The 25,160-nt window shown below is 48.0% G+C and carries 20 protein-coding genes and 1 pseudogene; 10 read left to right on the forward strand and 11 right to left on the reverse strand.

From position 1 onward, the window contains the following. Both AC2VDX_RS05315 and AC2VDX_RS05320 read right to left on the reverse strand, forming a co-directional pair. Positions 1–334 (reverse strand): annotated as a pseudogene (locus AC2VDX_RS05315) (photosystem II q(b) protein); the annotation flags it as partial. A 229-nt stretch (positions 335–563) separates the two neighbouring features. Beyond that, entirely contained in the window at positions 564–2,141 is a 1,578-nt protein-coding gene (locus AC2VDX_RS05320) for an MBOAT family O-acyltransferase (RefSeq protein WP_378176505.1), read from the reverse strand. Positions 2,142–2,325: 184 nt separating this feature from the next. Here AC2VDX_RS05320 and AC2VDX_RS05325 point away from each other — a divergent pair, with 184 nt between their 5' ends. Further along, positions 2,326–2,601 carry a hypothetical protein gene (locus tag AC2VDX_RS05325; protein ID WP_378176452.1) on the forward strand — a complete coding sequence of 92 codons (276 nt, stop codon included), beginning with the start codon at positions 2,326–2,328 and terminating at the stop codon, positions 2,599–2,601. Here AC2VDX_RS05325 and AC2VDX_RS05330 read toward each other — a convergent pair. Further along, positions 2,594–5,896 (reverse strand): type 1 periplasmic-binding domain-containing protein, encoded by a 3,303-nt coding sequence (locus AC2VDX_RS05330; protein ID WP_378176454.1) that lies wholly within the window; start codon positions 5,894–5,896, stop codon positions 2,594–2,596. The two genes, AC2VDX_RS05325 and AC2VDX_RS05330, sit on opposite strands and share 8 nt — an antisense overlap. A 401-nt stretch (positions 5,897–6,297) precedes the next feature. On the opposite strand from AC2VDX_RS05330, the gene AC2VDX_RS05335 reads away from it, so the two are divergent. The 3 genes from AC2VDX_RS05335 (at position 6,298) to AC2VDX_RS05345 (ending at position 10,204) form a co-directional block, all read left to right on the forward strand. After that, a complete protein-coding gene (locus AC2VDX_RS05335; protein WP_378176457.1) occupies positions 6,298–6,549 on the forward strand; it encodes a hypothetical protein in 252 nt (83 codons plus the stop codon). A gap of 157 nt (positions 6,550–6,706) precedes the next feature. Continuing rightward, positions 6,707–9,823 carry a phosphoenolpyruvate carboxylase gene (ppc, locus tag AC2VDX_RS05340; protein WP_378176460.1) on the forward strand — a complete coding sequence of 1,039 codons (3,117 nt, stop codon included), beginning with the start codon at positions 6,707–6,709 and terminating at the stop codon, positions 9,821–9,823. A gap of 108 nt (positions 9,824–9,931) precedes the next feature. Then, positions 9,932–10,204 (forward strand): hypothetical protein, encoded by a 273-nt coding sequence (locus AC2VDX_RS05345; RefSeq protein WP_378176463.1) that lies wholly within the window; start codon positions 9,932–9,934, stop codon positions 10,202–10,204. A gap of 203 nt (positions 10,205–10,407) precedes the next feature. On the opposite strand, the gene AC2VDX_RS05350 is transcribed toward AC2VDX_RS05345, so the two are convergent. The 6 genes from AC2VDX_RS05350 to AC2VDX_RS05375 are packed head-to-tail and all read right to left on the reverse strand — an operon-like array spanning position 10,408 to position 15,112. Further along, entirely contained in the window at positions 10,408–10,860 is a 453-nt protein-coding gene (locus AC2VDX_RS05350) for an HNH endonuclease (protein WP_378176466.1), read from the reverse strand. Next, entirely contained in the window at positions 10,779–11,099 is a 321-nt protein-coding gene (locus AC2VDX_RS05355) for a hypothetical protein (RefSeq protein ID WP_378176469.1), read from the reverse strand. The genes AC2VDX_RS05350 and AC2VDX_RS05355 overlap by 82 nt, the downstream gene beginning before the upstream one ends. A gap of 54 nt (positions 11,100–11,153) precedes the next feature. Then, complete coding sequence (locus AC2VDX_RS05360; protein WP_378176508.1) at positions 11,154–11,258, reverse strand: hypothetical protein; 105 nt, start codon at positions 11,256–11,258, stop codon at positions 11,154–11,156. Positions 11,259–11,302: 44 nt separating this feature from the next. Beyond that, positions 11,303–11,569 (reverse strand): type II toxin-antitoxin system RelE family toxin, encoded by a 267-nt coding sequence (locus AC2VDX_RS05365; RefSeq protein WP_378176472.1) that lies wholly within the window; start codon positions 11,567–11,569, stop codon positions 11,303–11,305. Further along, positions 11,566–11,775: a hypothetical protein gene (locus tag AC2VDX_RS05370; RefSeq protein ID WP_378176475.1), complete on the reverse strand. Its 210-nt coding sequence runs from the start codon at positions 11,773–11,775 to the stop codon at positions 11,566–11,568. Before AC2VDX_RS05370 ends, AC2VDX_RS05365 begins: the two co-directional genes overlap by 4 nt. 43 nt (positions 11,776–11,818) lie before the next feature. Next, on the reverse strand, positions 11,819–15,112 hold the full coding sequence (locus AC2VDX_RS05375; protein WP_378176478.1) for an NACHT C-terminal alpha/beta 1 domain-containing protein: 3,294 nt from the start codon (positions 15,110–15,112) through the stop codon (positions 11,819–11,821). A 170-nt stretch (positions 15,113–15,282) separates the two neighbouring features. Here AC2VDX_RS05375 and AC2VDX_RS05380 point away from each other — a divergent pair, with 170 nt between their 5' ends. From AC2VDX_RS05380 to AC2VDX_RS05395, 4 genes are all read left to right on the forward strand, one after another. After that, positions 15,283–15,519: a hypothetical protein gene (locus tag AC2VDX_RS05380; RefSeq protein WP_378176481.1), complete on the forward strand. Its 237-nt coding sequence runs from the start codon at positions 15,283–15,285 to the stop codon at positions 15,517–15,519. 280 nt (positions 15,520–15,799) lie between these two features. Then, complete coding sequence (locus AC2VDX_RS05385) at positions 15,800–16,477, forward strand: GDSL-type esterase/lipase family protein (protein ID WP_378176484.1); 678 nt, start codon at positions 15,800–15,802, stop codon at positions 16,475–16,477. Positions 16,478–16,832: 355 nt separating this feature from the next. Further along, positions 16,833–18,947 carry a bifunctional arginine dihydrolase/ornithine cyclodeaminase gene (argZ, locus tag AC2VDX_RS05390; protein ID WP_378176487.1) on the forward strand — a complete coding sequence of 705 codons (2,115 nt, stop codon included), beginning with the start codon at positions 16,833–16,835 and terminating at the stop codon, positions 18,945–18,947. 69 nt (positions 18,948–19,016) lie between these two features. Then, positions 19,017–19,832 (forward strand): Rpn family recombination-promoting nuclease/putative transposase, encoded by an 816-nt coding sequence (locus AC2VDX_RS05395; RefSeq protein ID WP_378176490.1) that lies wholly within the window; start codon positions 19,017–19,019, stop codon positions 19,830–19,832. A gap of 90 nt (positions 19,833–19,922) precedes the next feature. Here the strand turns inward: AC2VDX_RS05395 and AC2VDX_RS05400 are convergent, their stop codons facing one another. Continuing rightward, positions 19,923–21,698: an N-acetylmuramoyl-L-alanine amidase family protein gene (locus AC2VDX_RS05400; RefSeq protein WP_378176493.1), complete on the reverse strand. Its 1,776-nt coding sequence runs from the start codon at positions 21,696–21,698 to the stop codon at positions 19,923–19,925. Positions 21,699–21,753: 55 nt separating this feature from the next. Next, on the reverse strand, positions 21,754–22,305 hold the full coding sequence (locus AC2VDX_RS05405) for a pyridoxamine 5'-phosphate oxidase family protein (protein WP_378176496.1): 552 nt from the start codon (positions 22,303–22,305) through the stop codon (positions 21,754–21,756). 542 nt (positions 22,306–22,847) lie between these two features. Between AC2VDX_RS05405 and pyrG the strand changes: the two genes are divergently transcribed. Both pyrG and AC2VDX_RS05415 read left to right on the forward strand, forming a co-directional pair. After that, on the forward strand, positions 22,848–24,524 hold the full coding sequence (gene pyrG / locus AC2VDX_RS05410; protein ID WP_378176502.1) for a CTP synthase: 1,677 nt from the start codon (positions 22,848–22,850) through the stop codon (positions 24,522–24,524). A 118-nt stretch (positions 24,525–24,642) separates the two neighbouring features. Continuing rightward, complete coding sequence (locus AC2VDX_RS05415) at positions 24,643–25,059, forward strand: hypothetical protein (RefSeq protein WP_190412837.1); 417 nt, start codon at positions 24,643–24,645, stop codon at positions 25,057–25,059. Positions 25,060–25,160: the final 101 nt, after the last annotated feature.

Raw genomic sequence — 25,160 nt, forward strand, 5'->3', positions numbered from 1 at the left:
AGGGTCCGCCGTTGTAGAGCCATTCGTCGAGGCTAGCTGCTTCCCAAATTGGGTAGAAGTGCAGGCCGATGGCGTTTGAAGAAGGAACAACTGCACCAGAGATGATGTTGTTGCCGAACATCAGGGAGCCAGCTACTGGTTCGCGGATGCCATCGATGTCCACGGGGGGCGCGGCGATGAAGGCGATGATGAAGCAGATGGTGGCGGACAGTAAGGTTGGGATCATCAGAACGCCGAACCAGCCTACGTACAGGCGGTTGTCGGTTGATGTTACCCAATCGCAGAACCGTTGCCATACGTTGGCGCTTTCGCGTCTTTGTAAGGTTGTGGTCATGTTTTTATGAGTGCTTGTTTGAATTTTCTAGGTTCGGTATGAATAAAGCGAAATTTGTTTCGCCTTCTATTTAAGAATATTTACATTTGTTAGTATTTGTCCAGTTTTTATTGTTTATGAATCCGAATCACTGTCATCGTATTTACTTATAAGTGGCTGAGAATGCAGTGGGAGTAGCGATCGCCAGCGAGACGTGCCAGCAAAGAGTAGCGGGCGATCGCTTGATGCACTAAAAATCAAAGTATATGTAGGGAAGACCACCTTGGGGCGCAAATATCCAGACAATGTAGAAACACAACGGCACCAGCAGCAGCTTCAGAGGCCAATTGAGCTGTAACTTGAGACCCCGATGGACGGCATAGACCAGGAACATCGACGCGGCTAGCAGCCAAAGCAGTAAACCTAACTGAGATGCATTCACACCCAGCGCCTCCCCGTAGACCTTTTCGGCAAACTGGGCATCAGCGGACTGACCCCAGAGGTGCTGAATGACCCAACTGGATTGTTTCAGATTGGGTAGGCGGAAGAAAATCCAGGATGTGAACACCATAAACTGGGTTAGCAACCACGCAACCAGCACACCAGGGAGGCTTTTCCACCAGGTTTTAGCTTTCTCAGACTGGCGGGAGTGGGCTTCTGTGAGGCGGTGAGCCACTAAGGCGACACCGTGATAGGCACCCCAGACGACATAGCCCCAAGCGGCTCCATGCCAAATCCCAGCAATCAACATGATAATTAGCAAATTTAGGCAGGTACGGCGCAGCCCTTGGCGCGAACCCCCCAAGGGAAAATAGAGGTAGTTTCGCAGCCAATCGCCTAGCGTGATATGCCAGCGCCGCCAAAAATCAGCAATGCTGGTACTGAAGTAGGGAAAATTAAAATTCTCCGGGAGATTGAACCCTAAAAGGATGGCACTGCCACGGGCAATGTCTACATACCCGCTAAAATCCAGATAGAGTTGCAGTCCGTAGGCAGCGATCGCTAACCTCAAATCGCCGCTGCTAGCTCGCTCTAAGTTACCAAAGCACAAATCGACAAAAATTCCCAGCCGATCTGCCAAAAGCGCTTTTTTAACTGCACCGCAGGCAATCAGCCACAATCCTTCCGTAATCTGATTAAGCGTTGGAAATTGCAGCGTTTTGAGCTGAGTTGAGAATTGATGGTAACGAGTAATTGGTCCCGCAATCAGCTTGGGAAAAAATAACTTATAAGCTGCAAAATCGAGAAATCGCTGCGTAGCTGGGGCACCGCGATACACATCAATTAAATAAGCAATACACTCAAAGGAAAAGAAACTCAAGCCCAAAGGCGCAATTAAGTGAGTGCTGACCCAACTGGCGCTGTTTTCGGCAACGGGTAGCGATGTTCCGGTGAATTGTTCATATAATCCTGCCAGCGAATTCAATAAAAAAGGTACATACTTGAAGCTCAACAGCAACAAGACATTTAGAACAATCCCCAACCATAAAAACTTTAGTCGCTGGCGATTCCAAAACGCTTGATCGAATTGCCAATCTTCATAGGGATCGGTTGCGTACATCCCTAAGGCTGTATTTTCTCCAATTGCCTTACCCAAGCTGAAGTTCATCAAAGTGATGGCAATCAGCAAAGGAATATAGGCGACTTGCGGCGAGGCTAAAATTTGCAGCCAATGCTCATTCACTAAAGTCGGCGCTTGCAGCGAGGTATAGAAAACCAGGCTGACAATAAGCAGCGTCCACATCTGCAAAGACTGTTTTTGGAACGACCAGTAAATTCCCAGAACGCTGAGCAGAAAGAGTCCGTAGATAAGTGAGATAAAAGTCATTTTTGAAGACTGAGGATTGAGGGCTGAGGGCTGAGGACTGAGGACTGAGTTATGAGTGGAATGAGTGCTGAACATCCAAGATAAATTTCTCCCATTCTTTTCCTCAGTTCAATTGTTTAGGACTTACGCAACTTGCGCGACATCTGAGGGCAACCACAGGGGGATTGCCCCTACAAAATCCTATATGTATAAGCTTTGCGTAAGTCCTGTTCTTCTTGTTTACCCTCAGTTCCAAGTTTTCACTCAGCCCTCAATCCTCAGTCCTCAATCCTCAGCCCTCAATCCTCAGTCCTCAGCCCTCAATCCTCAGCCCTCAATCCTCAGCCCTCAGCCCTCAGTCCTCAGTCCTCAATCCTCAGTCCTCCCTCCTCAGTCCTCAGTCCTCAATCCTCAGCCCTCAGTCCTCAATCCTCCCTCCTCAATCCTCAGTCCTCAATCCTCAGCCCTCAGTCCTATTTAGCAGGCCAGGGAATCATGGGATCTTCAGCTAGCTGGTTAGAAACTTCATAGGCACCGTAGCGGTTGAGGTGGCTGGGGTCGGAAAAATAATCATGTTGAGTGGGATAAAGCTGATTTAAGTCTCGGAAGATCAGCCCTTTTTGGATTGCTTGCGATCGCATATACCGCTGAAATTCTTGCTCATATTCTATGCGTACTGGGTCTAAGTAATCCTGGGTCAAAGGCAGGTTTACAAAAACAATCGGAATTTGACGCGCTTGGGCAAATTGCAGCAATGTTTCTAAAGCTTGGGTTTGCTTGCCTTCCATCTTGAAAGCGTAGTAATCGCTGTCATAGTCACCGCTGACTCTGGCATATTGCTTGTAGTAGGTGGCAGGATTGTAACGAACGGTGAGGGGAAGGAAGCCATCAAAATCAATCGCAAATTGACTTGCTGTCGATGCCTGGGGATTATTGGCACCCTCAGGAGTTGTTTTCGCTGGTTTTGCCCAAACGACATACAGATCCCGCAACCGCGTTTTCATCTGGTCGCGCTGGGGATAAGTCGCTGAAAATGTTCCCAGCTTTTCATTCAGCCAATTATTCACCACTTGATAGCTTTGAGTTAAGGAACCACTGGCTCCTTTATTCGCCGTTGCTGGAGTTTTAGCAGGTGGTGTTGCTGCCGTTTGACTGGGATCTGGGGTGGAATTCTGCTTGGGGAAAGTACCGGCAAGCAGCTGCTGATAGCCTTTCGAGTTAGAGATCGCATTATAAGTAACATCCATCCGCCCGCTATTAAACGCCCTGGCACCATCCGCCCAAATAATCAGTTTTGGCAATTGCTCTGGCGTCAAAACTTGGCGGATCATCAAATCTACCACTTGCGCCGTCGCCCCGTTGACGCCAAAGTTAAACACCTTAACACTAGGGATTCCCTGCGCTGCCAGAGCATCTTCCAGCGCTTGAGGATCGACCCCCCGCATGGCCCTAGAACTGCCGACAATCCAAACATCCGGAGGAACTCCCCGTCTTTGCAGGAGCATCTGTTGGTAGAGAGCCAGCTTTTCGTCTAGCAGGCGGTTATTAAAAGAGGGATTAGAACTTCGCGCCGCCGCCAAAATTGCCGCCGATGCCGCATTCGTGGCTTGAGAATTTCCATCCTGATTACTCACCGTGATATCCGTATCTCCTTGGCGAGTGAATCCTTCGGAGTTGAATACACGAGCCTTCGAGCCACGAGATTTTTGCAAAGACATCTGGGGCAAAGGGACTGAGGTACCCTTAAACGGGTCTGGCGGTCGTATGGTTGATTGTTTGCCGCTGACCGCTGACGCTTGACTAATTGGCGCTTTTGACTTCAGTATCTGAGACAGCAGCCAATCCGTTTGCACCGTTAGCAATAATCCCAGCATCCCCCAGACCAAAGCCACGACGAAACCTTGGTAATAAGTGTAAATCGAGGTGCTAAGTTTTCCTGGGGCGACGGGTGCCAGGTCTTTAATCTCCACCGTGGGAATAAACAATTGGGAAGCGCATAGCCATTGCTGGATGGTTCGAGTCACCTTGAAAGAGACAGCACTGGCAGCAGTTTTGAGGTCTTCCTTGGTGACATCAGAACGCAGAACGGGTTCGTTACTGCCAGAGAGGATATCTCCTAGATAAACATCACTAGCAGCAAATTCTGGGGTTGCTTCCGGTACCAGTCGTTTGCGAGGGGTAAAATCAACGCCCATCTGCCACAAGGGAGTGGAGTGACCGGCGCGACGCCCATAAATTCGTACCCCTGTAATGCCGGGAATCCCTACTCCGCGCAGAAACTTGGCAACGGGTGGTCCGACGGCAGATTGTTGCGGACTATAGAGTGCCTCGCTCATGATGTGCAACAAATCTTGTTTGCGGCGCAGGGATAAGCGAATACCACCCGTTGTTAATCGCGCCTCTAGGTCGGGATTGAGTAAGCGTTGTAATAAAAACTGAATCGCGTTCAGATCGCCCCGTTGCGCCAATTCTAAAGTGGATTCTGCTGCATCGGGATATCTGGACGCGGGTAAATTCAGCCATTCAATCCAGATTGGTGTTTCTTGTTCCGGGACTGGTGTTGCACCGTGGGTTTCGACGCCGTAAACGGTGGCTGCGTGAATGCCTTGGGGTGTCAGAGACTCTAAAATAGGCGCGATCGCACTCGTTGCGGTTTTTCGATCGGGTACAGCGATCGCCATCTCAGGCGCATCGCTCGTTGCGGGTGCGGTGTCTCCTGCGGCTTTTAGCTGTTTGATGGGCTTCTGGCTACAAAATAAATGCAGCGTTGAATCTTTCAGAACTGCTGAGATTTGCATCTCAGCAGCGTTCAACACTTGATTCAGCAAGCGGGCGATCGCTTGGATATCTCCCCAACGCGCCCAATCTTTGAGCATTTCCTCTGGCGGGGTCAGATCCACCCGCAACCGCCAATCGGGAGCCGCTTCTCCTCGAACCTGGCTGCAAATCACGGCATCCCGAAACCCTTCCAGCTTCAAAGAAAGCAACTGAGTTGCCACTGGCTGAGCCATCAGCGACTCATCGGTGCTGTAGTTGGAATCGCAAAGTACCCAAAGACGACGGGAAACATCTGGTGAAGAAGTGGACAATTCTTGATGTCCCTCGGCTCCCCGGCTCCCCGACTCCCTCGGAAGCGTCTGAATGACCACCTTGACGCCGACTCCCATTGGGCTGAGAGTTTCGCTGAGATAGTGCGCGATCGCCTCTGGTTGACCGGAGCGAGCGAGGCGCGAGAGAGAAACGGTCAGTCCGGAATCGCTGGTCGATCGTTGCTCGGTGGTCATTTCCCCCCCATTTGTCGGCGTCGCAGCAGCAGCCACTCTAGCAGTCCCTGACGCCTGATGCGGTTCTAGCCGCTCCAGGTGAATTTGCTTGATCCAGTCTGGACGCTGGATGCCCAGTTTCCGACCGTAGAGAATCACCTGGTAAATGGGAGCTTCTTGTGGGGGGAACCCAGATCCCCCTTCCTTCCCCTTCAGTGCCTCGACAAATCGGCTCACAACGGGTCCGGCAGGCGGACATTCGGAGCCTTCACAAAGAATATGCAGGTTATTCCCTCGTAAGCGAAATCGTAGGCGCACTTCCGGAAGACCGATAGCGCGGGAAACCCACTGGGCGAGGGAGGATTGACCCTCTGAATAGGCGAGCGGATCGGCATCCAACATCACAAAGAAAGTACCCTGGACTTGCAACAGATGAAAAAAGGATGAAGTATGAACGCTGTAGACCGGAGGGCGCACCCGTTGCGATAGAAAGTCGCGCTTAAAGGTTGTCACAAAGGATGAAAAATTGGTTTAGCACCAAAATTTCAGGATATACTTCACACTTCACACTTCATACTTAATACTTCATACTTCCTACTTCAGCAAGCGTTAACCGCTCCAAACGTCCCCAAGCTTTGTACAATTGCTTCTAGATTCTGAGTAGTCTTACACAAGACTGGCATTGGTGCTACCTAATTATTGCCTTGCGGCGATACGTATTTACCGGATGCCCCGCCCTTAAGACAACAGCGCGTTGGCGTCGGTTCCATTCCTACTATGCCCGATGCGAGGATATCGCTGTATTATTCAGATTAATCAACTAGAGTGATTAAGTGCCCTCTGTGCTGTCTAAATTCTGACCTCTTTTATTTATTTGTCTACAAAAAATTTAGTTGTCATCTAGACCTTCTCCCATGCAAACTCCTCCTAACAAAAAGCAGCCGTCAACCGCCGAAAATGCCAGTTCGTCTGCAACTCCCGAAATCTGGTTGAGTCTAGCCACGGTGCCGATGCTACTAGGCGTTTTAGGCATCAAAGCGGTCAGCGAATTGCTATGCGCTATTGGGCAAAACAGTGAGGAAGTGTTTCGAGGCGATCGCTTGCCGGTTCTCCACGTACCCAACCCAGGAAACACATCACAGGAAGTGGGGAATCAGGGAGAGTAGGGGGGAGTAGAAAAAATACGCTCTCCTACCGACTAGGACGCGATCGCACCCCTCCATTTTGCCGGAAAAAACCCAGTGGGTGTTCGCTGTAAACCACTTGCTGGGACTAGAAAACCTAAAATTAGGTGATTATTCTTCTTTAGCGAGAATAGACTCTATGAGTTCCCTACTGCAATCGACGGATCAGCAATTGACGGTAACATCTACCTCTGCCCTATTTTTACGTCATCGCCTCAAAGTTGTGGAGGACTTATGGGAGTCTGTTCTCCAGCAGGAATGCGGTCAGGAACTGGTCGATCTGCTTAATCAACTCCGCTCGATGTGTTCGCCAGAAGGACAGGCAACAGAATTGCCTGAGTCAGTGCCTCAGCTGATCGAAAAGCTTGACCTCAACGCAGCGATTCGAGCTTCACGCGCCTTTGCTCTCTACTTCCAACTAATTAACATTGTCGAACAGCACTACGAACAGCGCGATCAACAGCTTTCCCGACGTGCCACCTACAACGCTCCGGCTGGTGACTCCGCACCGCGTAAACTTCCCAGTCCGCAAGGAGATGGGGACTCCGCAATTGTGTTGTCGCCAGGGGGAATGGAGGAAGAAACCCAAAACAGCGGCCCAGGTGCGGATTTGCTCGAAAAGAGCTGGCACCACGATGGCCAAGCCAAACAGAATGCCGGGACATTCCACGGATTGTTCCCACATTTGCGCCAGATGAATATGCCTCCGCAACAAATCCAGCGGTTGATTGACAATCTGGACGTTCGGCTAGTTTTTACCGCTCACCCCACAGAAATTGTTCGCCATACAATTCGCGGCAAACAGCAGCGGATTGCTAAAATTCTGCAACAGCTAGACCAGGCAGAAGAAGAATTTAGATCCCTAGGATTGGCGACTTCTTGGGAGGCAGAGGCTTGCATCGAACAATTAACCGAAGAAATTCGCCTCTGGTGGCGCACCGACGAACTGCATCAATTTAAACCAACCGTGTTGGATGAAGTGGATTACACCCTCCACTACTTCCAAGAAGTGTTGTTTGATACGATTCCCCAGCTTCATCAACGCCTAAAACGCGCCTTAAAAGCTTCTTTTCCGGGACTCACTCCCCCTGTAAACAACTTCTGCCAGTTCGGTTCTTGGGTGGGGGCAGATCGGGATGGAAACCCCTCAGTCACGCCGAAAGTAACTTGGCAAACCGCTTGCTATCAGCGGGGTTTAGTGCTGGAGAAGTATATCCAATCGTTGCGGCGGCTGACGACTCAATTAAGCTTGTCGTTGCACTGGAGCGATGTCTTGCCGGATTTGCTGGACTCGTTAGAGCAGGATCGGTCGCAAATGCCAGAAGTGTACGATCAGCTGGCGATTCGCTACCGACAAGAACCTTATCGGCTCAAGCTGGCATACATCCAGCAGCGCCTGCAAAATACTAGCGATCGCAACCGGCGACTCTCGGATGGAGAAAACTTGCATCGGCAAATCTCAGATAGCCAGTCTCACGTAGTTTACCGCTCTGGAGAAGAATTTCTGGCAGAACTGCGGCTAATTCACCGGAACCTGATTGAGACGGGTTTATCGTGCCGGGATCTAGAAAATTTAATTTGTCAGGCGGAAGTCTATGGCTTCAACTTGGCACACTTAGATATTCGCCAGGAAAGCACCCGCCATTCCGACACCTTCACCGAAATTGCCGAATACCTGCAAATTCTGCCCAAGGCATACAATGAGCTATCGGAAGCTGAGCGATCGCTGTGGCTGGCAACGGAACTGCAAACTAAGCGCCCGTTGATTCCAGCAGAATTGCCATTTTCTGAAAAAACTTGCGAAACCGTTGAAACTTTCCGAATGCTGCGGCAGCTCCAACTGGAGTTTGGCTCTCAAGTCTGCCAAACTTACATCATCAGTATGAACCGGGAAGCCAGCGACGTTCTGGAAGTGCTGCTGCTGGCAAAAGAAGCGGGTCTGTATGACCCCACCACGGGAAAGAGCAGCATCATGGTGGTGCCGCTGTTTGAAACGGTGGAAGACCTGAAGCGGGCACCCGCAGTGATGCAAGATTTGTTTGAATTGCCTTTGTATCGCGCTTGTCTTGCCGGAGGCTACCAAAACGTTGAAGGTTCGCAACAGTTAAAGGTTGAAGCCTCAAATCAGCTTGCCAACTTGGAATCTCCAACGAATAACCTGCAAGAGGTAATGCTGGGCTACTCAGACAGCAACAAGGATTCCGGCTTCTTGAGCAGTAACTGGGAAATCCATAAAGCTCAGAAAGTGCTACAAAAAATCGCCGAACAGTACGGCATCGCCTTACGGATTTTCCACGGGCGTGGCGGTTCGGTCGGTCGCGGCGGCGGTCCCGCCTACGAAGCGATCCTGGCTCAACCAGGTCATAGTATCAATGGGCGGATCAAAATTACCGAACAGGGGGAAGTGCTGGCTTCTAAATACTCGTTGCCAGAATTAGCCCTGTACAACCTGGAAGCCGTGACAACCGCTGTGATTCAGGCAAGCTTACTGGGAACCGGGTTTGATGATATTCAGCCGTGGAACGAAATCATGGAAGAGTTGGCGACGCGATCGCGTACCCACTATCGCGCCTTGATTTACGAGCAACCCGATTTAGTAGATTTCTTCCACCAAGTGACGCCCATCGAAGAAATCAGCCAATTGCAAATCAGTTCTCGTCCTGCCCGTCGCGGCGGTAAAAAAGATTTAGCTAGTCTGCGGGCAATTCCTTGGGTCTTTAGCTGGACGCAAACGCGCTTCCTGTTGCCGAGTTGGTACGGCGTCGGGACGGCATTGCAGGAGTTTTTGAACGAAGAACCAGAGGAAAATCTGAAGCTGTTGCGTTATTTCTATTTCAAGTGGCCTTTCTTCAAGATGGTCATTTCTAAAGCAGAAATGACGTTGTCGAAAGTAGATTTGCAGATTGCTCACCACTACGTGCGGGAGTTATCCCGACCGGAAGATCGCGATCGCTTTGAAGCCTTATTTGAGCAAATCAAGAGCGAGTTTAACCTTACTTGCGATTTAGTCCTCACGATTGCAGGTCACAAACGGCTGTTGGATGGCGATCCAGTCCTGCAAAGGTCTGTGCAGTTACGCAACGGTACGATTGTTCCTCTGGGTTTCTTGCAAGTCTCTCTGCTAAAACGCCTGCGCCAACATGGCAAGCAAGCAGCCTCCGGTGTCGTCCATTCTCGTTACAGTAAGGGCGAATTGCTACGCGGGGCGCTGTTAACGATTAACGGGATTGCTGCCGGAATGCGAAATACGGGTTGATGGTTCATGGCTAATGGCTAATAATTTAGGGTTGATAGCAATGAGCTTTTAAATCATGAGAAATTAGCGATTAGCCATTCGTAAACAATTAGCAGTTAGCAATCATAAATGCACAAAAAGCGCATCTTAATTTGTACCTTCATGGCGTTGGCATCGGGATTTTTTGGTGCCTACATGGGGGTACAAATTAAGTTACTGGCTGATAACCATCGCTGCGAAAATATGACAAAGCATACTTTGCAATTCGCAGCATTCAAGACAGCGTGCCAAGCTTGGATGATGCCAGGAGCTTATATGCAAGGCAGCAGCAGCGGCTTGTGGGCGGGAATGGTTTTGGGGGCTTTTATCGCGGGTTTGGCAACCCAAAAGCAGCTTGAGTAAATCGATGAAGATTAATAGCGGGTTAAAAAGAAGCGATCGCGCACTCTAATCTTCCATCATCTTCTCTTTAATCCAACTACACAATATCTGCAATAAAATTAGGCTGATTTGGTGAGAAGGATTGTAAGGTAATATTTGGGCGATCGCTCAAATAATTATTTAGCTCGTTTAGAAGTTTTTCTGTAGTGACAACAACGCGATCGCTACTCTTCTTGACGCGGATCTTCCTTGGGGGGATGCCAACCACCCTGCACCCAAAAGCGCCTCGCATTCCGAATAGAATCATCCTCATCATATCGTTCATCATTCATGTCAAGCCTATTGCAGGTGGCTCTACCTGTGGGAGTTATTCCTAAAATATTCAACCCATCTGCTGTCCATATAAAATGTTCGTTCCACTGCCGATGACGGGGATTAAATAGGGATATTTCTTGCTGATTTTCTGGGTCTATTCCTGTTATAAAGTTGTAGCGACGACCATTACAGCGACTGCAAGCTAGGGCGAGATTATCGGGGTTATCTGACCCTCCCAAAGACTGCGGCATTACATGATCGAGCGTAAAGTGAGCTGGACTTAGGTATTCTGGGGAGTGGCAGTATTCGCAGAGGTATCTGGCTCGTCGTCGAACCAGTTGTCGGGATTGATTGGGCACCATTTAGCCTGAGTTGCCAGTTGAGCGTTAATAAAGGTAAAGATTCGGTTTAATTCACAGATTCCGGTATATTCAGCTTCTTCCTCTGGAGTGAGCAAATCGGCTTTTCTTCTTTCTAGCAGTTCCTCCATACGAGCCTGTAACTCTTTAGTAAATCTGAAGAGATGAATATTACCAAATTCTCTCATTTTAATGCCAGAGTGCATCAACGAGGAAGGTTTAACCATTAATTGAGCAGTCATGGTGTTGTTTGGAATCTGTTAAAAGCTATGAAAACATTATAGCGATCGCGCACTCTAATCTTCCATCATCTTCTCTTTAATCCAACCCACAATATCTGCAATAAAATTAGGCTGATTTGGTGAGAAGGATTGTAAGGTAATATTTAGGCGATCGCCTATTACTTCAAACCAGAGTAGTTAATGAATTAAACTCATATCTCAAATTATGGAAAGTACCTGTAAACATCTTTCCTGTGCAAGACTCTAACAAAAACAATTACATCTTCATCTACTGTAATACCGATTCTGTAATCTCCAACTCTGATGCGGTAATACTCACCGTCAGCTTTGAGTTTTTTAAGATTGCTCACATCCACCAGATTTTCAGCAATTTCTACTTCTTCAATTACCGCCTTAATTCTTTCAAGTAATGCTTCGTCACGAATATTACCCAAATCTTTCTCGAAGCTTTTTCTAAACTCTACGTTCATCCTTGATGTTCCAGAATTTTGAAAATTGCTTCTCGACTGACTGGTTCAGTATTTTCACCTTCCTTGATAGCCTTTTCTAAAGCGATGTCTTCTATGACTTCTGCCAATAACTCAGAAAATACCTCTCTCTGCTCTTGAACTAATTCAAGAATCGCTATCTTGAGCAGTTCTTTAAGTTTATTTTCGTCTAGGCTAATTTCAGTCATATATCATTTTAGGAAGTAGTTTTTTCTAATAATAACACGCCCTCTAATCTTCTACTATCTTCTTTCTAATCCAACCCACAATATCTGCAATCAAATTCGGCTGACTGGGAGAGAAGGTTTGGAGATTACAAGGTTGAGCGCACACTACACAAATTGCGCCATCAAATGTGCTTAAAGCATTAATAAATGTCTCGCTAAACCCCAGATGTGTTTCTTCTTCTGTGCTTTCGTAGAAAACTAAAACTAGCTGACGATCGCTTTTACGCCTCAGCTGATGCCAATAAAATTTCATCTGTTGCAGGGTTTCCGGTTCGCCGTTTTGACGTTCTGGGAAACCTTGACTCATCAGCCGATCGTAAATGTCAAGGGTGGGGTTTTCGCAATCGATAAACTTGCTGCCATCAATGCAAATGAGGTGAATGGTGTCGTTGAGGGTGGAGTTGTTAGCGATCGCAGCGTTGAGAAGTTGGGGTAAATTAGCCAAGTTGGGGCGTTGCGTGGAGGAGTTATAACCAACAGCAGTGGTTTCTTGATTTTTCGGATGAAGGGTGATACACGTAGGGTTCCAAGCCTGATAGAAAGCTGGATAAGATATATTTTTTGCGTAGTAACTCCAGAGAATTTTAAAGCATTCCTTACAAAGGAAATCAGCATCAAATAGATTAGATAAGTACGTTTTAAATTCTGTAATTACCACTGTTAAAAACCTTCCTTGAGATGCCGCTTTAAGCACTAGTAATTCTAGCTCTGCCAGATTTTGCCACAAAGCTATTGCATCTTTGGGGGCGTGTATTTTCCTTAGTAGAACTTTGATACCTTCTTCCAGACTGATAGCACTATCAATGCTATATTCCTCATCGGCGAACGCCGGATAAACATCCAAAGAAAGGTTCTTATCCCTATCCTGTTGTTGAAGCGATTTTGTACTCCAGTTGAACAGCTTGTTTTCCTGATCAATAAGATCGTTGACGTTGTTCCAACATAGCCAGATTTGATTTTGAACCCCAACATCCTCACTGGTATGCTCTAAATGATTTAGGGCAATGAGTGCCTCTGGGTTTTCAGGAAAGAGGGTCAATAAAATAACAGCAGCTTTCATACAAATTTCATCACTGATGCAAAACTTCTGTCCCCATTTGCTGGTGAAAGAGCTTCTATGGTGAGATTGGCAAGTGTGGACTAAGTTAGTTAGGGCACTCCTTACCTTGCAGCGATCGCTCTCTCTCAGTGCTGCCTTAGCTTCCTCTTCAATTTGCTCAGGAAATGTCCGCCACTCCTGAGTGTAAATACTGAAATATCCAAAACCTTTCTCGACGAGTTGCTGCACGATCATGTCAGCAAGTCTACAATCCCCAAACTCCGCAATACCTGCTGCTGCTAGAAAATATGCTCGATACCTATAAAAGTCACTGCACCCATCCTCAAACTGTACTAAAGCTTTGATAAACTCTTCCTTATACTCCCCTTCCACATCCTCTCGCCCCAGCCATAGCAAAATCACCTCTCTCCACTGCGGCTCAAAAATGCGGTAAATATTGCCCGGTAACGGTTGAGGATTGTCATTGTCATGAGTCAAGAAACATTGCCAATCGTCAATTGCCAGCGCTGCAAAATATTCCTGAAACGTCAGATGATAGAACGCATAAACATCCTCGTCAGTTTCTGCATCTTTATATACCGCATTCAGCCAACCAACATCACACGCTAACTTAAACAGAGATTTACCCATTACCTTGTAAGCAAATCTCTTCCGTAGTGGCAACTTCTTCTCAATGGCTTCCCGCGCCAACTTCCCTAATGCTTCATGTAACTCATTCTGCTTATCCAAGTCTTCGGTAAGCAATGGATGTGGCTTCCACTCATAGAAATCCTCTCGAAATCGCTGATAAAGCGTCGCCTTCGTCTTCGGCAACTCCCCTTGCTTCACCGCCCAGGTTTGACACAACAGCGCCAACCGCAACGGATTTCTAATCAAATCCCGAATCCGTTCCCGCCCCGATTCCCCTAACTTCTCCCGTAACTGCTTCCCTAACCGGGGTTTCCCCGCCCTAGCAAACCAGTCTCCAATAAACTCCCCCACCTGCGGATCGTCAAAATCTAGGGTGCGATAAATATCACAATTCGGCACTACGCGATCGTTCGCTTGCCAAACATTCAGCCGACAGGTTAACACCGTTTGCGCCTGTGCCACCCAACCCCTCAGCTGATTGGCAATTCCTTGTAGGGGCGAATTTACCCCCCTGGATGTATCCGTCCCTACCCGAATTTCATCCACTCCATCCAGCAGCAACCACACCTGACGAGAGTTAAACAGCTGCATCAACTCTGTTTGCATCTGGGCTGATACCACCATTCCTTGAAGAGACAGCGCCTCCTTGAGCCAAACCTGGAGTAAATACTCTTCCAAGGTTTTCCCATCCAAACTCCCCAGATGAATGCAAATCGGCAAACGGGAAACATTTTCTGATTTCTTGAGATAACGGGCAATTTGCTCTAACCACGTACTTTTCCCCGCCCCCGGTTCCCCAATAATCGCAATCGTCTTGCCCTCTCCCGCCTCAATCACCTGAGTAAGAAACGCATCCGCTTCAAACCGCTTCTCAATTTCCTTCTCACTCAGCTGATATTGCAACCGCCCCTCATCTGGGGATGGGCAAAACTCCTCACCCCGTCGAGGCTGAGTTGTCGGTTTCACCAATCCTAGTGGCACATAAATACTCACCTCATGCCCCAACCCCGTTCCCGTCGCCTGTCGCCGGAATTGGTAACGCCTCAGCTGTTCCTCCAGCATTTTGTGGCAGATATCGCGCCAGTTGATGTTAGTTGGTGGCGGTGACGGTTCTTCTGGGTTTTGCTCCTTCCACTTCAGCTGAATTTCTGCCAGATTCTCTGCCAAAGTCGCTGTTTGGTGCTTCAGCTTCAGGGTGAATTTCCAATAACCTTGGTTCTTTCTCGTATTTTTGGGATCTTCCTCGAACACCCCCAACTCTCTCAAGCAGTCGAAAACAGTTTGAACCGCCTCTGCTTCCTTGTCTTCTCTGCTGCTGCCTTCTCCCTGTTGACGCTTTGGAAATTCTAAACTTTTCCCGGCTTTCTCTACCAGCTTGGCTAAAGCTTTCTTCGTGGTGCCGATTTCAACTATTGCTTCCCGGTTTCCCCGTTTCTGCCTGACTTTCCCTGTCACCCGCAGCTTATTTTCTGAAACCCACTTAACCTCAACTTCTGCCTTTAATTCACAGTCGTCTAACTCCCATCCATCCGCAAGAGACAGCAAGGCTTCCAGCAATTTGATTGCATTACTCTTAGCAGGTTCTCCCCAGCCAATGTTCCTTGCCATTCTTCAAATCCAAAGAAAATATTAAGAACTTTTAGCAGCTCAACCCAGCAAGCTTCCCCAAGCCTGTAACCCGCATTATACAAACATTTCCGGCTGCGCTTGGGGAACGTGCGTGAGGAAAAGCCCAAAAAAACAATTCACCTCGTTAACCCACAAATGGGGTGAATTTGATGTTTGCAGACTATCAAAAAAATAAAGTTCGGCAACGGGAAGCGGTAGAGAACTTTCATGGTAATTTTATTGAGCCACAACTACAGGCTCAGACTCAAATTCAGCATCAGCCACAGTCAATCCAGTACGATACTGTTGGGCAAATATCTCCTAGCGTGCTATTAGTTGTGCTGTTATGGTTCTTTTGCCTGGGTCTTCACATCCGCCATTTGCGCCGGATGAATGATAAGAAATAATCACTCTTAACCCCACCAATTGGAAACCCACGAACATTTTTGGTGTCAAGAGGAGAGTGCGATGCTTGAATCTCCCAAAGTAGTAGTAGGGGCGAAGCATTCGGGTGAAGATATTTCAGAGTGGACAAGAAATTTTGTCCCCGAATGCTTCGCCCTTCCCTGCGACAGGGTGAAGCATTCGCATGAATAATATTGGGTTAAGTGGCAAAGGCGATCGCGCGATCGCTTCGCCCCTACCGCCAACCCTCTGCAATATCGTTAAGTTAAATTGGAAAACTGTATGAAAAAACGCCGATGGATGTGGTTCTTTAGTTTGCTGTTTGCTTCCCTGCTGGTTGTTACCAGTTGCGGCAGCAATTTCGATGATGTCAAAAACCTCAAAGCGGGTGCTGGTAAGCAAGTTATCGTCTTAGGCGATAGCATCGCCTCTGGGTATGGCGTGGACAAGACAGAAGCTTTTCCTAGTGTGCTGAGTCGTCAGTTGGGTTTGCCAATACTGAATCGCGGTGTTAGCGGCGATACAACTGCAATGGGGTTGAGTCGCTTACAAAAAGATGCGATCGCGGCAGAACCTTGGCTGGTGATTGTTGAATTAGGCGGAAACGATTTTCTGCGAAAAATTCCCAAAACAGAGACAGAACAGAATTTGCGACAAATCGTGACATCTATTCAACAACAAAAAGCAATTGTTGTGCTGCTAGGAATCAATCTTGGCTACATAGAAGATGAATATGACGAACTTTATCAGCGTGTTGCTAAAGATACACAGGCTTATTTAATTCCACAAGTTTTAACAGGAATTGTGGATGACCCGAAAAATCGGCAGGAGGATATCATTCATCCAAACGCAGCCGGACAGCAGATTTTAGCCACTCGCGTTGCGAAAAACTTACAGCCCTTATTAGCCCAGGCTACTTGGCCTCCCGCCTTGTTGCAATATCGACGAAGTGCTAATTAATACCTAATAGAAGATTGATCGTTAGCCACAAGTGTTCGCTTAGTGCTTTTTTAAACCACTAAGGCGCAAAGACACTAAGAGAATTCGTGTTTACTTAGTGCCTTTGGGACTTGGTGGTTAATCTTGCTTAAACTTAGGAGCGATTTCCTCTCAAACTGTCAAATATTTCCCATTAATCATTTTTTGTCAAGTCTCTTGGGTTGTAAAGGAATAAAATAGACATTAGCCTCTAGAGCTGACTTTCGCTATTACAAATAAGAGGTAAAGATTTCGTAACAAGTTCTACAGAATTGGAGCATGGAAAGTCTGTATCCAATAAGAGTTTGCCCTTGTCTATTTCACTTGAGATTCTTTTATGACCTCCTCGATCCGCTTCCTCATGTGCGCTCCCGACCATTACGACGTGGATTATGTGATTAATCCCTGGATGGAGGGCAATATTCACAAATCCTCGCGCGATCGCGCTGTCGATCAATGGCAAAAGCTTCACTACATCCTCAAAGAACACGCCCTTGTCGATTTGGTTGCACCCCAACGCGGTGTGCCTGATATGGTGTTTACAGCCAATGCTGGGCTGGTTCTGGGAGATACCGTCGTCCTGAGCCGCTTCTTCCATAAAGAGCGGCAGGGTGAGGAGCCTTATTTCAAGCAATGGTTCGAGGAAAAAGGCTATAAGGTGCATGAACTGCCCAAAGACTTGCCTTTTGAAGGCGCGGGTGATGCGCTGCTGGAGCGGGAAGGGCGCTGGTTGTGGGCGGGATACGGCTTCCGCTCAGAACTCGATTCTCACCCGTTTCTGGCAAAGTGGCTCGACATCGAAGTGCTATCGCTGCGATTGATGGATGAGCGGTTCTATCACCTGGATACCTGCTTCTGTCCCTTGAGCGGCGGCTATTTACTGTATTATCCCCCCGCATTTGATTCCTATACCAACCGCGTCATTGAAATGCGAGTTGCGCCGGAGAAGCGGATTGCAATTGAGGAAACGGATGCGGTGAACTTTGCCTGCAACGCCGTGAATATTGACCGCGTTGTGGTGATGAATAAGGCGAGTGAAGCGCTCAAAAAATGCCTTGCCGATGTGGGATTCCAAGTTATCGAGACGCCGCTGACGGAATTTTTGAAAGCCGGTGGTGCTGCCAAGTGCCTGACGCTGCGGGTGACGGAACCCGTTCGAGAAGAAATCCATGCCAATGTCTCGGTGGAAAGTCGGACGATGCGGCTGGAAGGGCATTTGCTGGATTCAGGCTTAATCAACCGTGCTTTAGATTTAGTGGTAGAAAATGGGGGCAGCTTCCAGGTTCTCAACTTCAATTTGGGAGAGCAACGGCAAAGTACTTCCTCAGCGGAGGTGAAGGTGTCGGCTCCTTCCCACGATGTGATGGAAGCGATTTTGTCGCAGTTAATCGATTTGGGTGCTGTGAATTTGCCCCAAGATGAGCGCGATGCCAAGCTGGAAGATGTCATCCAAGCTGGGGTAGCTCCAGATGATTTCTATGTGTCCACCATTTATCCCACAGAAGTCAGAATCAATGGTGAGTGGGTACGGGTGCAAGATCAGCGCATGGATGGCGCGATCGCAATTACCCAAACTCCCAACGGACGGGTAGCGCGGTGTAAACTGCTACGGGATTTAGAAGTCGGCGAACAGGTGGTGGTTGATGTCGTCGGTATCCGCACGGTACGGAAGACGGAATCCCGCGAACAGCGCAACACCCAAGAATTCAGCTTTATGTCTGCCGGGGTTTCTAGCGAACGCCGCGTGGAATTGGTGGTGGAACAAGTTGCCTGGGAACTTCGCAAAATCCGCGATGCTGGCGGTAAAGTGGTGGTGACAGCAGGGCCTGTGGTGATTCATACTGGTGGCGGCGAACACCTGACGCATCTGATTCGGCAAGGTTATGTGCAGGCATTGCTGGGAGGAAATGCGATCGCTGTCCACGACATTGAGCAATCCATGTTGGGAACCTCGCTGGGTGTGGATATGAAACGCGGCGTCGCCGTTCGTGGGGGACACCGCCATCACCTGAAAGTAATTAACACTATCCGCCGTTGTGGCAGTATTGCCAAAGCAGTTGAAAAGGGTGTGATTAACAGCGGTGTCATGTATGAGTGCGTCCGCAATGGCATTCCCTTCTGCCTCGCCGGTTCCATTCGCGATGATGGTCCTCTACCAGATACTCAGATGGACTTAATTAAAGCTCAGCAAGAGTATTCTCAACTGCTGCAAGGTGCAGACATGATTTTGATGCTCTCTTCAATGCTGCACTCAATTGGGGTGGGAAATATGACACCAGCAGGGGTGAAGATGGTTTGTGTAGATATTAACCCAGCCGTTGTCACCAAATTGAGCGATCGCGGTTCTGTCGAATCCGTCGGCGTCGTCACCGATGTCGGTTTATTCCTCAGTCTGTTAGTGCAACAGATGGATAAATTAACCAGTCCTTATCACATTGCTCAAACAGCTTAATTATTGTGTAGACACGATAGGGTGGGCAGTGCCTACCCTATTTGTTTTTCCAATAGTGGCTCTGAAAAGGTGAAAACTGACAGCATTTTCTATCAACTATTTCAAAACTTTCCCAGCATCTTCTTTGAATTGATTGGTCAACCTGCCTCAACTGGCAACACCTATCAATTCACCTCAGTTGAAGTCAAACAAACTGCCTTTCGCATCGATGGTTTATTTCTACCATCTGACGATTCTGCCGATCAACCCATTTATTTTGTAGAAGTACAATTTCAACGCGATCCCAGATTCTATCAGCGCTTTTTTGGCGAAATATTTTTATACCTCTCTCAATATGAGCGACCGAACGATTGGCGGGGAGCAGTAATATTTAAAAATAGAAGCCTAGATCCTGGTGTACAAGCGCAGTATCGAGAATTACTGACCAGTCCGCGAGTTAGGCGGATATATTTGGATGAATTAGGAGAAGCGGCAGATCAATCCCTTGGTTTGGGCGTGGTGAAATTAGTCGTAGAAACTAAAAAGAAAGCAGCTGATGTTGCAAGGCAGCTACTCAACAAAGCCAGTCAAGAAATTACTGATGAAGCTGTCAGGCGACAAGTCATAGAATTAATTGAGACAATAGTGTTGTATAAGTTTCCACAAATGACTCGCCAGGAGATGGAAGCAATGTTTGGATTCAGTGAGTTAAAGCAGACTAGATATTTTCAAGATGTTATGCAGGAAGCCAAAGAAGAAGGACTGCAAGAAGGTGAAATGAAAGCTAAGTTAGAAGCAGTGCCTCGGTTATTGGCATTAGGGTTGGCTGTGGAACAGGTGGCAGAAGCTTTGGGGTTGACAATTGAGCAAGTTAGACAAGCCCCAGAAGCGAAGACTTCCGATTAGTCATTTAATCTGTATTGCTGGGATGAGAATTCATTGCCCAAATTATGGCAAAGGGAATGCCCAAGGCGAGTCTACTGCCGAAAGGAGTATTTATTGAGCGACTTTGAACCATTGGGTAACGCCTTCTGCGATCGCTGCCGCCATTTTCTGCTGCGCTTGCGGATTTACCACCCATTCAAATTCTTCTGGATTGCTCATAAAACCCAGTTCTAGCAATACAGAGGGTGCAGTAGCAGGACGCGCTAGGGCTAAGTTATCCCAAAAGACGCCGTAGGAAGGACGCCCCGCCTGGGTCACGATGTAGTTATGGATAAACATCGCTAAGCTGTGGGCTTGGGGATGATACCAAAAAGTCCCAAAACCCTGCGTATTCTGGGCATCTCCTTCATCGGGGAGGGAATTGTAGTGAATTGAAAGTGAAATTGCCGGTTTCACTGCGTCAATGATTGCCACCCGTTCTGGCAGCGACACCGCCTTATCTACCTCCCGCGTCAGGTACACCGTGGCACCCCGTGCAATCAGCTGATTGGCGATCAGCTTCGACATGGTTAGCGTCACCTCTTTTTCGGGATAGCCAGTTGGCCCCCCGGCACCGCTGTCTTCACCGCCATGTCCGGGATCGAGAACAATTTTGATCCCAGATAAAGGCTTGTTGGAAGACTGAGAACGGAGAACGGAGGGGCCAGAAGTGAGACGAGGAGGATGGCGCAGAGATAAAATCAGGCTCGTGCCTTCGTATCTCACCGTATAGCCCCATTGCTGCGCGGATTTGAGATTAAAAGTATATTGCACGGTTCCTGGCGCGACCTGTTGCCAATCCAGGCGGGAAATGACGGGATCGGGGTCGAGGCGAATGATGTCCGTTTGCGCCGTCGTGTTATATAGCGTTAATGTCAGCGTGCGATCGCTCTGCTGCACAATTAGCGGTACCGGCACTTGTAAGGGAAAAATGACTTCTGTGGCACCGGGAATCTTACGAGCGCGAATACTGCGAATCAGCGATCGCGGTGGCACCGAACCCTTGACAATTTGAAGTTCCTTACTATTAATCCAGCCGCCATAGTCCAAGCGCACCCATTCCCCGTCCCGACCTGTCACCGAGGCTCGCGTACTTTTCGGCAGCGGCGTCAGGCGAGAATAATCCGTACTTGGCCCGGTTCTGGCGACACCGGCATCAACAATCACCTCAGCGACCTCTAGCTGCGCCGGGGACAGAATCTGAACTTTCGCAGGTCCCATCTGACTCACGATCTGTCCATTTTTTTCTACTTTGAACTGGGGACGACCCAAATCAGCCGCCGCCGCCGCCGCTGCACAACCCAGGTAGTGTCCTGCCCCAGCTACAGCATACGGCTGATTTTGTGCGGTTAAGGCGGCAGAATTCGCCGGTAGCTGTACAACCTGCTGCTGGTTAGTCAGCGGAATTGTTTCATTCGCCAAATCTACGGAAACATTGGCGTCAGCAGGAGCAACCGCGCCGAAACACAGCAACTCACCCGGAAGTCGGGCGAGATCCGCCGATGGAGTTAGGGAATCTTTGGCAAATGCCAACCCCTGCGGTGGCTCAGGTTGGGTAGAAGTCCGCGTAACTTTAAGTTTGACGGCTTGACCTTGATAACTCACTGTAAATAGGTTATCTCCCGGCTTTAACGGAAAACTGGGAGCAAAATGCCCCTGTTTGCTCCGCGCGATCGCCTTCCCGTTCACCAACACTTTTCCTGGCGGTGGAGCCGTGCCAATTAAGAAAATTCGGTCAGATGTGGTTTTATGGCTAGCGGGAGGATAGGAAACGTAAAGAGATTGTTTTGCCGATGCTGGTGCTGCCATAACCACCCCTAATACAGCCAATCCCAGGATGTTTCTCATTTTAAATCCCAGTTCATTACATCAATTAGAGGATAAAATTAGCGAAAAAGTTTCTTTAATCTTCTAAAAGTTTTGTTGGGAGTCCATCGATACTCTTTCGATTCTTTTCACACCAATAATCAAAAATTCCCTGGCTTCCTTTTTTTTCACCCCATTCTCTAATTGTTTTTCTTTCTTCTTTCATTTCATAAATAGGTACGCCATACCCGCATGAAGTTTGTACTGAATTTATCTGAAGTACCACGATATGACGTTCTCCTAAGATTGGCGTGAAAAATGAATAAAATTTTTCCCAAGTTTCATGCCTTGGCAAAATTACTTTTCCTTGACCGTATAAACGAAGAATCAAAGGCTTTTCAGAGAAGCTGCAAAACATGATCGTCATCCGTCCATTTTCAGGTTCATGTAAATGGGCGGAGGTTTCGTTGCCACTCCCGGTTAAATCAAGGTAAGCCACTGTATGATTATCAATACAGCGGAAGGTATCTACTCCTTTAGGCGACAAATTAATCCGACCTTCCTTAGGTGCAGTCGCGGTAAAAAAGATTTTCTGCTCCTGAATAAAGTCCCGGAGATTTTGATTTAATTCATCGTAAAATTTAGCCATGTTTAGTTTTTTAGCCCACCGATTATCCAGTTAATAGTATTTTTAATTATTTATCAATTTACAGATGTCGAAGCAGTGTCAGGTATCAGTAGTTTAGAATTAATTAGCAGGAAAACGAGCGCGATTGATGGCATTGAAAGGAAAGAAGCTATCCATTTCGTCTAACTTCCGGGAAATGGCAAAGTGCTAATACCAGAATGCTAGCAGCGAAGTCGGTAGACACTCAAGGCTCAGCCAAAAAAAGTGTCAGTCGGGGGTTAAACCCTAGCGAAAGCGCGATCGCCCAAGCGTGCCAATTGTCCGTCTCGTCAGTCCTTTGAGGGGTTAGAAGGTTTATCTTGCGATCGCAAGAGTGACTGTTCGCCCTGCTATCGTTTCTATAGGATAGGTGATAAGGCAGCCAACACAGCCACTCTGCCAGGGTTTTACAAACCAACGACCACCGATCGCGGACTGCAAACAACAAGCAACGAACAACTCGTTAAGACTGTGGCACAATTAACGGGGTGGGTTGCCGACATGGCTCTTCTTTTAAGCATTTTATGACTAAGTTTGTCTTTGTCACCGGCGGCGTGGTTTCCAGTATCGGCAAGGGAATTGTAGCAGCAAGTTTAGGACGCTTGCTGAAGTCGCGTGGCTATTCGGTTTCTATCCTGAAATTAGATCCGTATATTAACGTCGATCCGGGGACGATGAGTCCTTTTCAGCACGGAGAAGTGTTCGTAACGGCAGATGGTGCCGAGACGGATTTGGACTTGGGGCACTACGAACGCTTCACCGATACGTCCATGTCTCGGCTCAATAGCGTCACTACCGGCTCGATTTACCAAGCGGTACTCAATAAAGAGCGTCGTGGCGATTATATGGGGGGCACGGTGCAGGTAATTCCCCATATTACGAATGAAATCAAAGATCGCATCCAGAGAGTTGCCAAAAATACCAACCCGGATGTGGTGATTACGGAAATTGGCGGCACGGTGGGCGATATTGAATCGCTGCCATTTTTGGAAGCAATTCGTCAGTTCCGTAAAGATGTGGGGCGTCATAACGTGCTGTATATGCACGTAACCCTGATGCCGTGGATTCCCTCAGCTGGGGAGATGAAAACGAAACCGACGCAGCACTCGGTGAAAGAATTGCGGTCGATCGGGATTCAACCGGATATTTTAGTTTGTAGATGCGATCGCCCTCTGCACCCAGGACTCAAAGAAAAAATCTCAGAGTTCTGCGATGTTCCCGTCGAGTGCGTGATTACAGCCCAAGATGCCAAAAGTATCTACGAAGTGCCGCTAATGTTAGAACGGGAAGGACTGGCGCAGCAAACCCTGGACTTGCTGCAACTAGAGCAACGCCAACCCAACTTGAGCCAGTGGAAAATCTTGGTAGATCGCCTATATCATCCAACTCACCGGATAGAGATTGCCATCGTTGGTAAATATGTAAGGTTAACGGATGCCTATCTCTCAGTAGTGGAAGCTTTGCGCCATGCAGCGATCGCCATGAATTGTGACCTCAACCTCCGTTGGGTTAGCTCGGAAACCATTGAATCGGACAGTGCCGAAACTTACCTGGCTGGTGCTGACGGCATTGTGGTACCCGGAGGTTTCGGCGTTCGCGGTGTCGATGGCAAAATTGCGGCGATTGAATACGCCCGTAAAAACCAGATCCCCTTCCTCGGTTTGTGTCTGGGAATGCAATGTTCGGTGATTGAGTGGGCGCGACACATCGCCGGATTGGAAGATGCTAATAGTGCTGAATTTGCCCCGAATGGAGCGAATCCGGTGATCAACCTGTTGCCGGAACAGCAAGATGTTGTAGATTTGGGCGGCACGATGCGCCTGGGGCTATATGCTTGTCGTTTAGCGCCCAATACTCTAGCCTTCCGGCTATATCAAGAAGAAGTGGTTTACGAACGGCATCGGCATCGGTATGAGTTTAATAATGCTTATCGCAACCTGTTTTTAGAAACCGGCTATGCGATCAGCGGCACCTCGCCGGATGGGCGGTTAGTGGAAATTATTGAACTACCCAACCATCCCTTCTTTATTGCCACCCAATTCCACCCGGAATTTAGCTCTCGACCCAGTAATCCCCACCCGATGTTCCAGGGATTAATTCAAGCGGCATTAGCACAGCTTGACCCCAGACTCGCCCGTTCTGACTCCTCACAGCCTACCCAGGAAGATGCGACGACCCTCCAAGCCGCTGAGGTATCTTAACCGTTGCTGGCAGTTACAGCAGGACGGAAGGCGATCGCTTCACGTCCTGCTTTCCAACAACCACTTGCGCGGGGGAGCGTTGTCAGTGCCAGAACTCACCTTTATGTGAGGAGGTCATGTGGCGTATTGGATCAAAGTTAGTTATGAGCGAAATGAATATGTAATCGATCTTGACCGCATCAGTGCCTTTGCTTGCACCCCGAACGGTAAGGTAACTTTTTGGTTGCCTGATAGTGCCATCCCAATTATTATCAACCGTCAAAGTAACCCGGATGGCTATCAACAAGTGATGGACTATATCCAACAAGTTAGCTTCCACTCACTGGCAGCGTCTTGGATCAAAGTTAGTTATGAGCGGAATGAATATGTAGTCGATCTCAACCGCATCAGTAGCTTTTCCTATTCTTCTAACGGTAGACTCACGTTTTGGTTGCCGAATAGTGCCATTCCTATCATCATCAACAAGCAGAATGACCCGGATTGCTATCAAAAAATTTTGGAATATATCAAACAGAAAACCGGGCACTCGTTTTAAATTAAAAATTAAAAATTAAAAATTAAAAATGAAGAGTTAACAATCATTGTAGGTTGGGTTGAGGAACGAAACCCAACAAAACATAACATTTGTTGGGTTTC

The organism is Coleofasciculus sp. H7-1, assembly GCF_057473865.1.

Excerpts from the sequence above, each read along its gene's own strand:
- AC2VDX_RS05320 (WP_378176505.1), bottom strand. The coding sequence starts at position 2,141 with ATGACTTTTATCTCACTTATCTACGGACTCTTTCTGCTCAGCGTTCTG.
- AC2VDX_RS05325 (WP_378176452.1), top strand. The coding sequence starts at position 2,326 with ATGTATAAGCTTTGCGTAAGTCCTGTTCTTCTTGTTTACCCTCAGTTC.
- AC2VDX_RS05335 (WP_378176457.1), top strand. The coding sequence starts at position 6,298 with ATGCAAACTCCTCCTAACAAAAAGCAGCCGTCAACCGCCGAAAATGCC.
- ppc (WP_378176460.1), top strand. The coding sequence starts at position 6,707 with ATGAGTTCCCTACTGCAATCGACGGATCAGCAATTGACGGTAACATCT.
- AC2VDX_RS05345 (WP_378176463.1), top strand. The coding sequence starts at position 9,932 with ATGCACAAAAAGCGCATCTTAATTTGTACCTTCATGGCGTTGGCATCG.
- AC2VDX_RS05350 (WP_378176466.1), bottom strand. The coding sequence starts at position 10,860 with ATGGTGCCCAATCAATCCCGACAACTGGTTCGACGACGAGCCAGATAC.
- AC2VDX_RS05355 (WP_378176469.1), bottom strand. The coding sequence starts at position 11,099 with ATGACTGCTCAATTAATGGTTAAACCTTCCTCGTTGATGCACTCTGGC.
- AC2VDX_RS05365 (WP_378176472.1), bottom strand. The coding sequence starts at position 11,569 with ATGAACGTAGAGTTTAGAAAAAGCTTCGAGAAAGATTTGGGTAATATT.
- AC2VDX_RS05370 (WP_378176475.1), bottom strand. The coding sequence starts at position 11,775 with ATGACTGAAATTAGCCTAGACGAAAATAAACTTAAAGAACTGCTCAAG.
- AC2VDX_RS05375 (WP_378176478.1), bottom strand. The coding sequence starts at position 15,112 with ATGGCAAGGAACATTGGCTGGGGAGAACCTGCTAAGAGTAATGCAATC.
- AC2VDX_RS05380 (WP_378176481.1), top strand. The coding sequence starts at position 15,283 with ATGTTTGCAGACTATCAAAAAAATAAAGTTCGGCAACGGGAAGCGGTA.
- AC2VDX_RS05385 (WP_378176484.1), top strand. The coding sequence starts at position 15,800 with ATGAAAAAACGCCGATGGATGTGGTTCTTTAGTTTGCTGTTTGCTTCC.
- argZ (WP_378176487.1), top strand. The coding sequence starts at position 16,833 with ATGACCTCCTCGATCCGCTTCCTCATGTGCGCTCCCGACCATTACGAC.
- AC2VDX_RS05400 (WP_378176493.1), bottom strand. The coding sequence starts at position 21,698 with ATGAGAAACATCCTGGGATTGGCTGTATTAGGGGTGGTTATGGCAGCA.
- AC2VDX_RS05405 (WP_378176496.1), bottom strand. The coding sequence starts at position 22,305 with ATGGCTAAATTTTACGATGAATTAAATCAAAATCTCCGGGACTTTATT.
- pyrG (WP_378176502.1), top strand. The coding sequence starts at position 22,848 with ATGACTAAGTTTGTCTTTGTCACCGGCGGCGTGGTTTCCAGTATCGGC.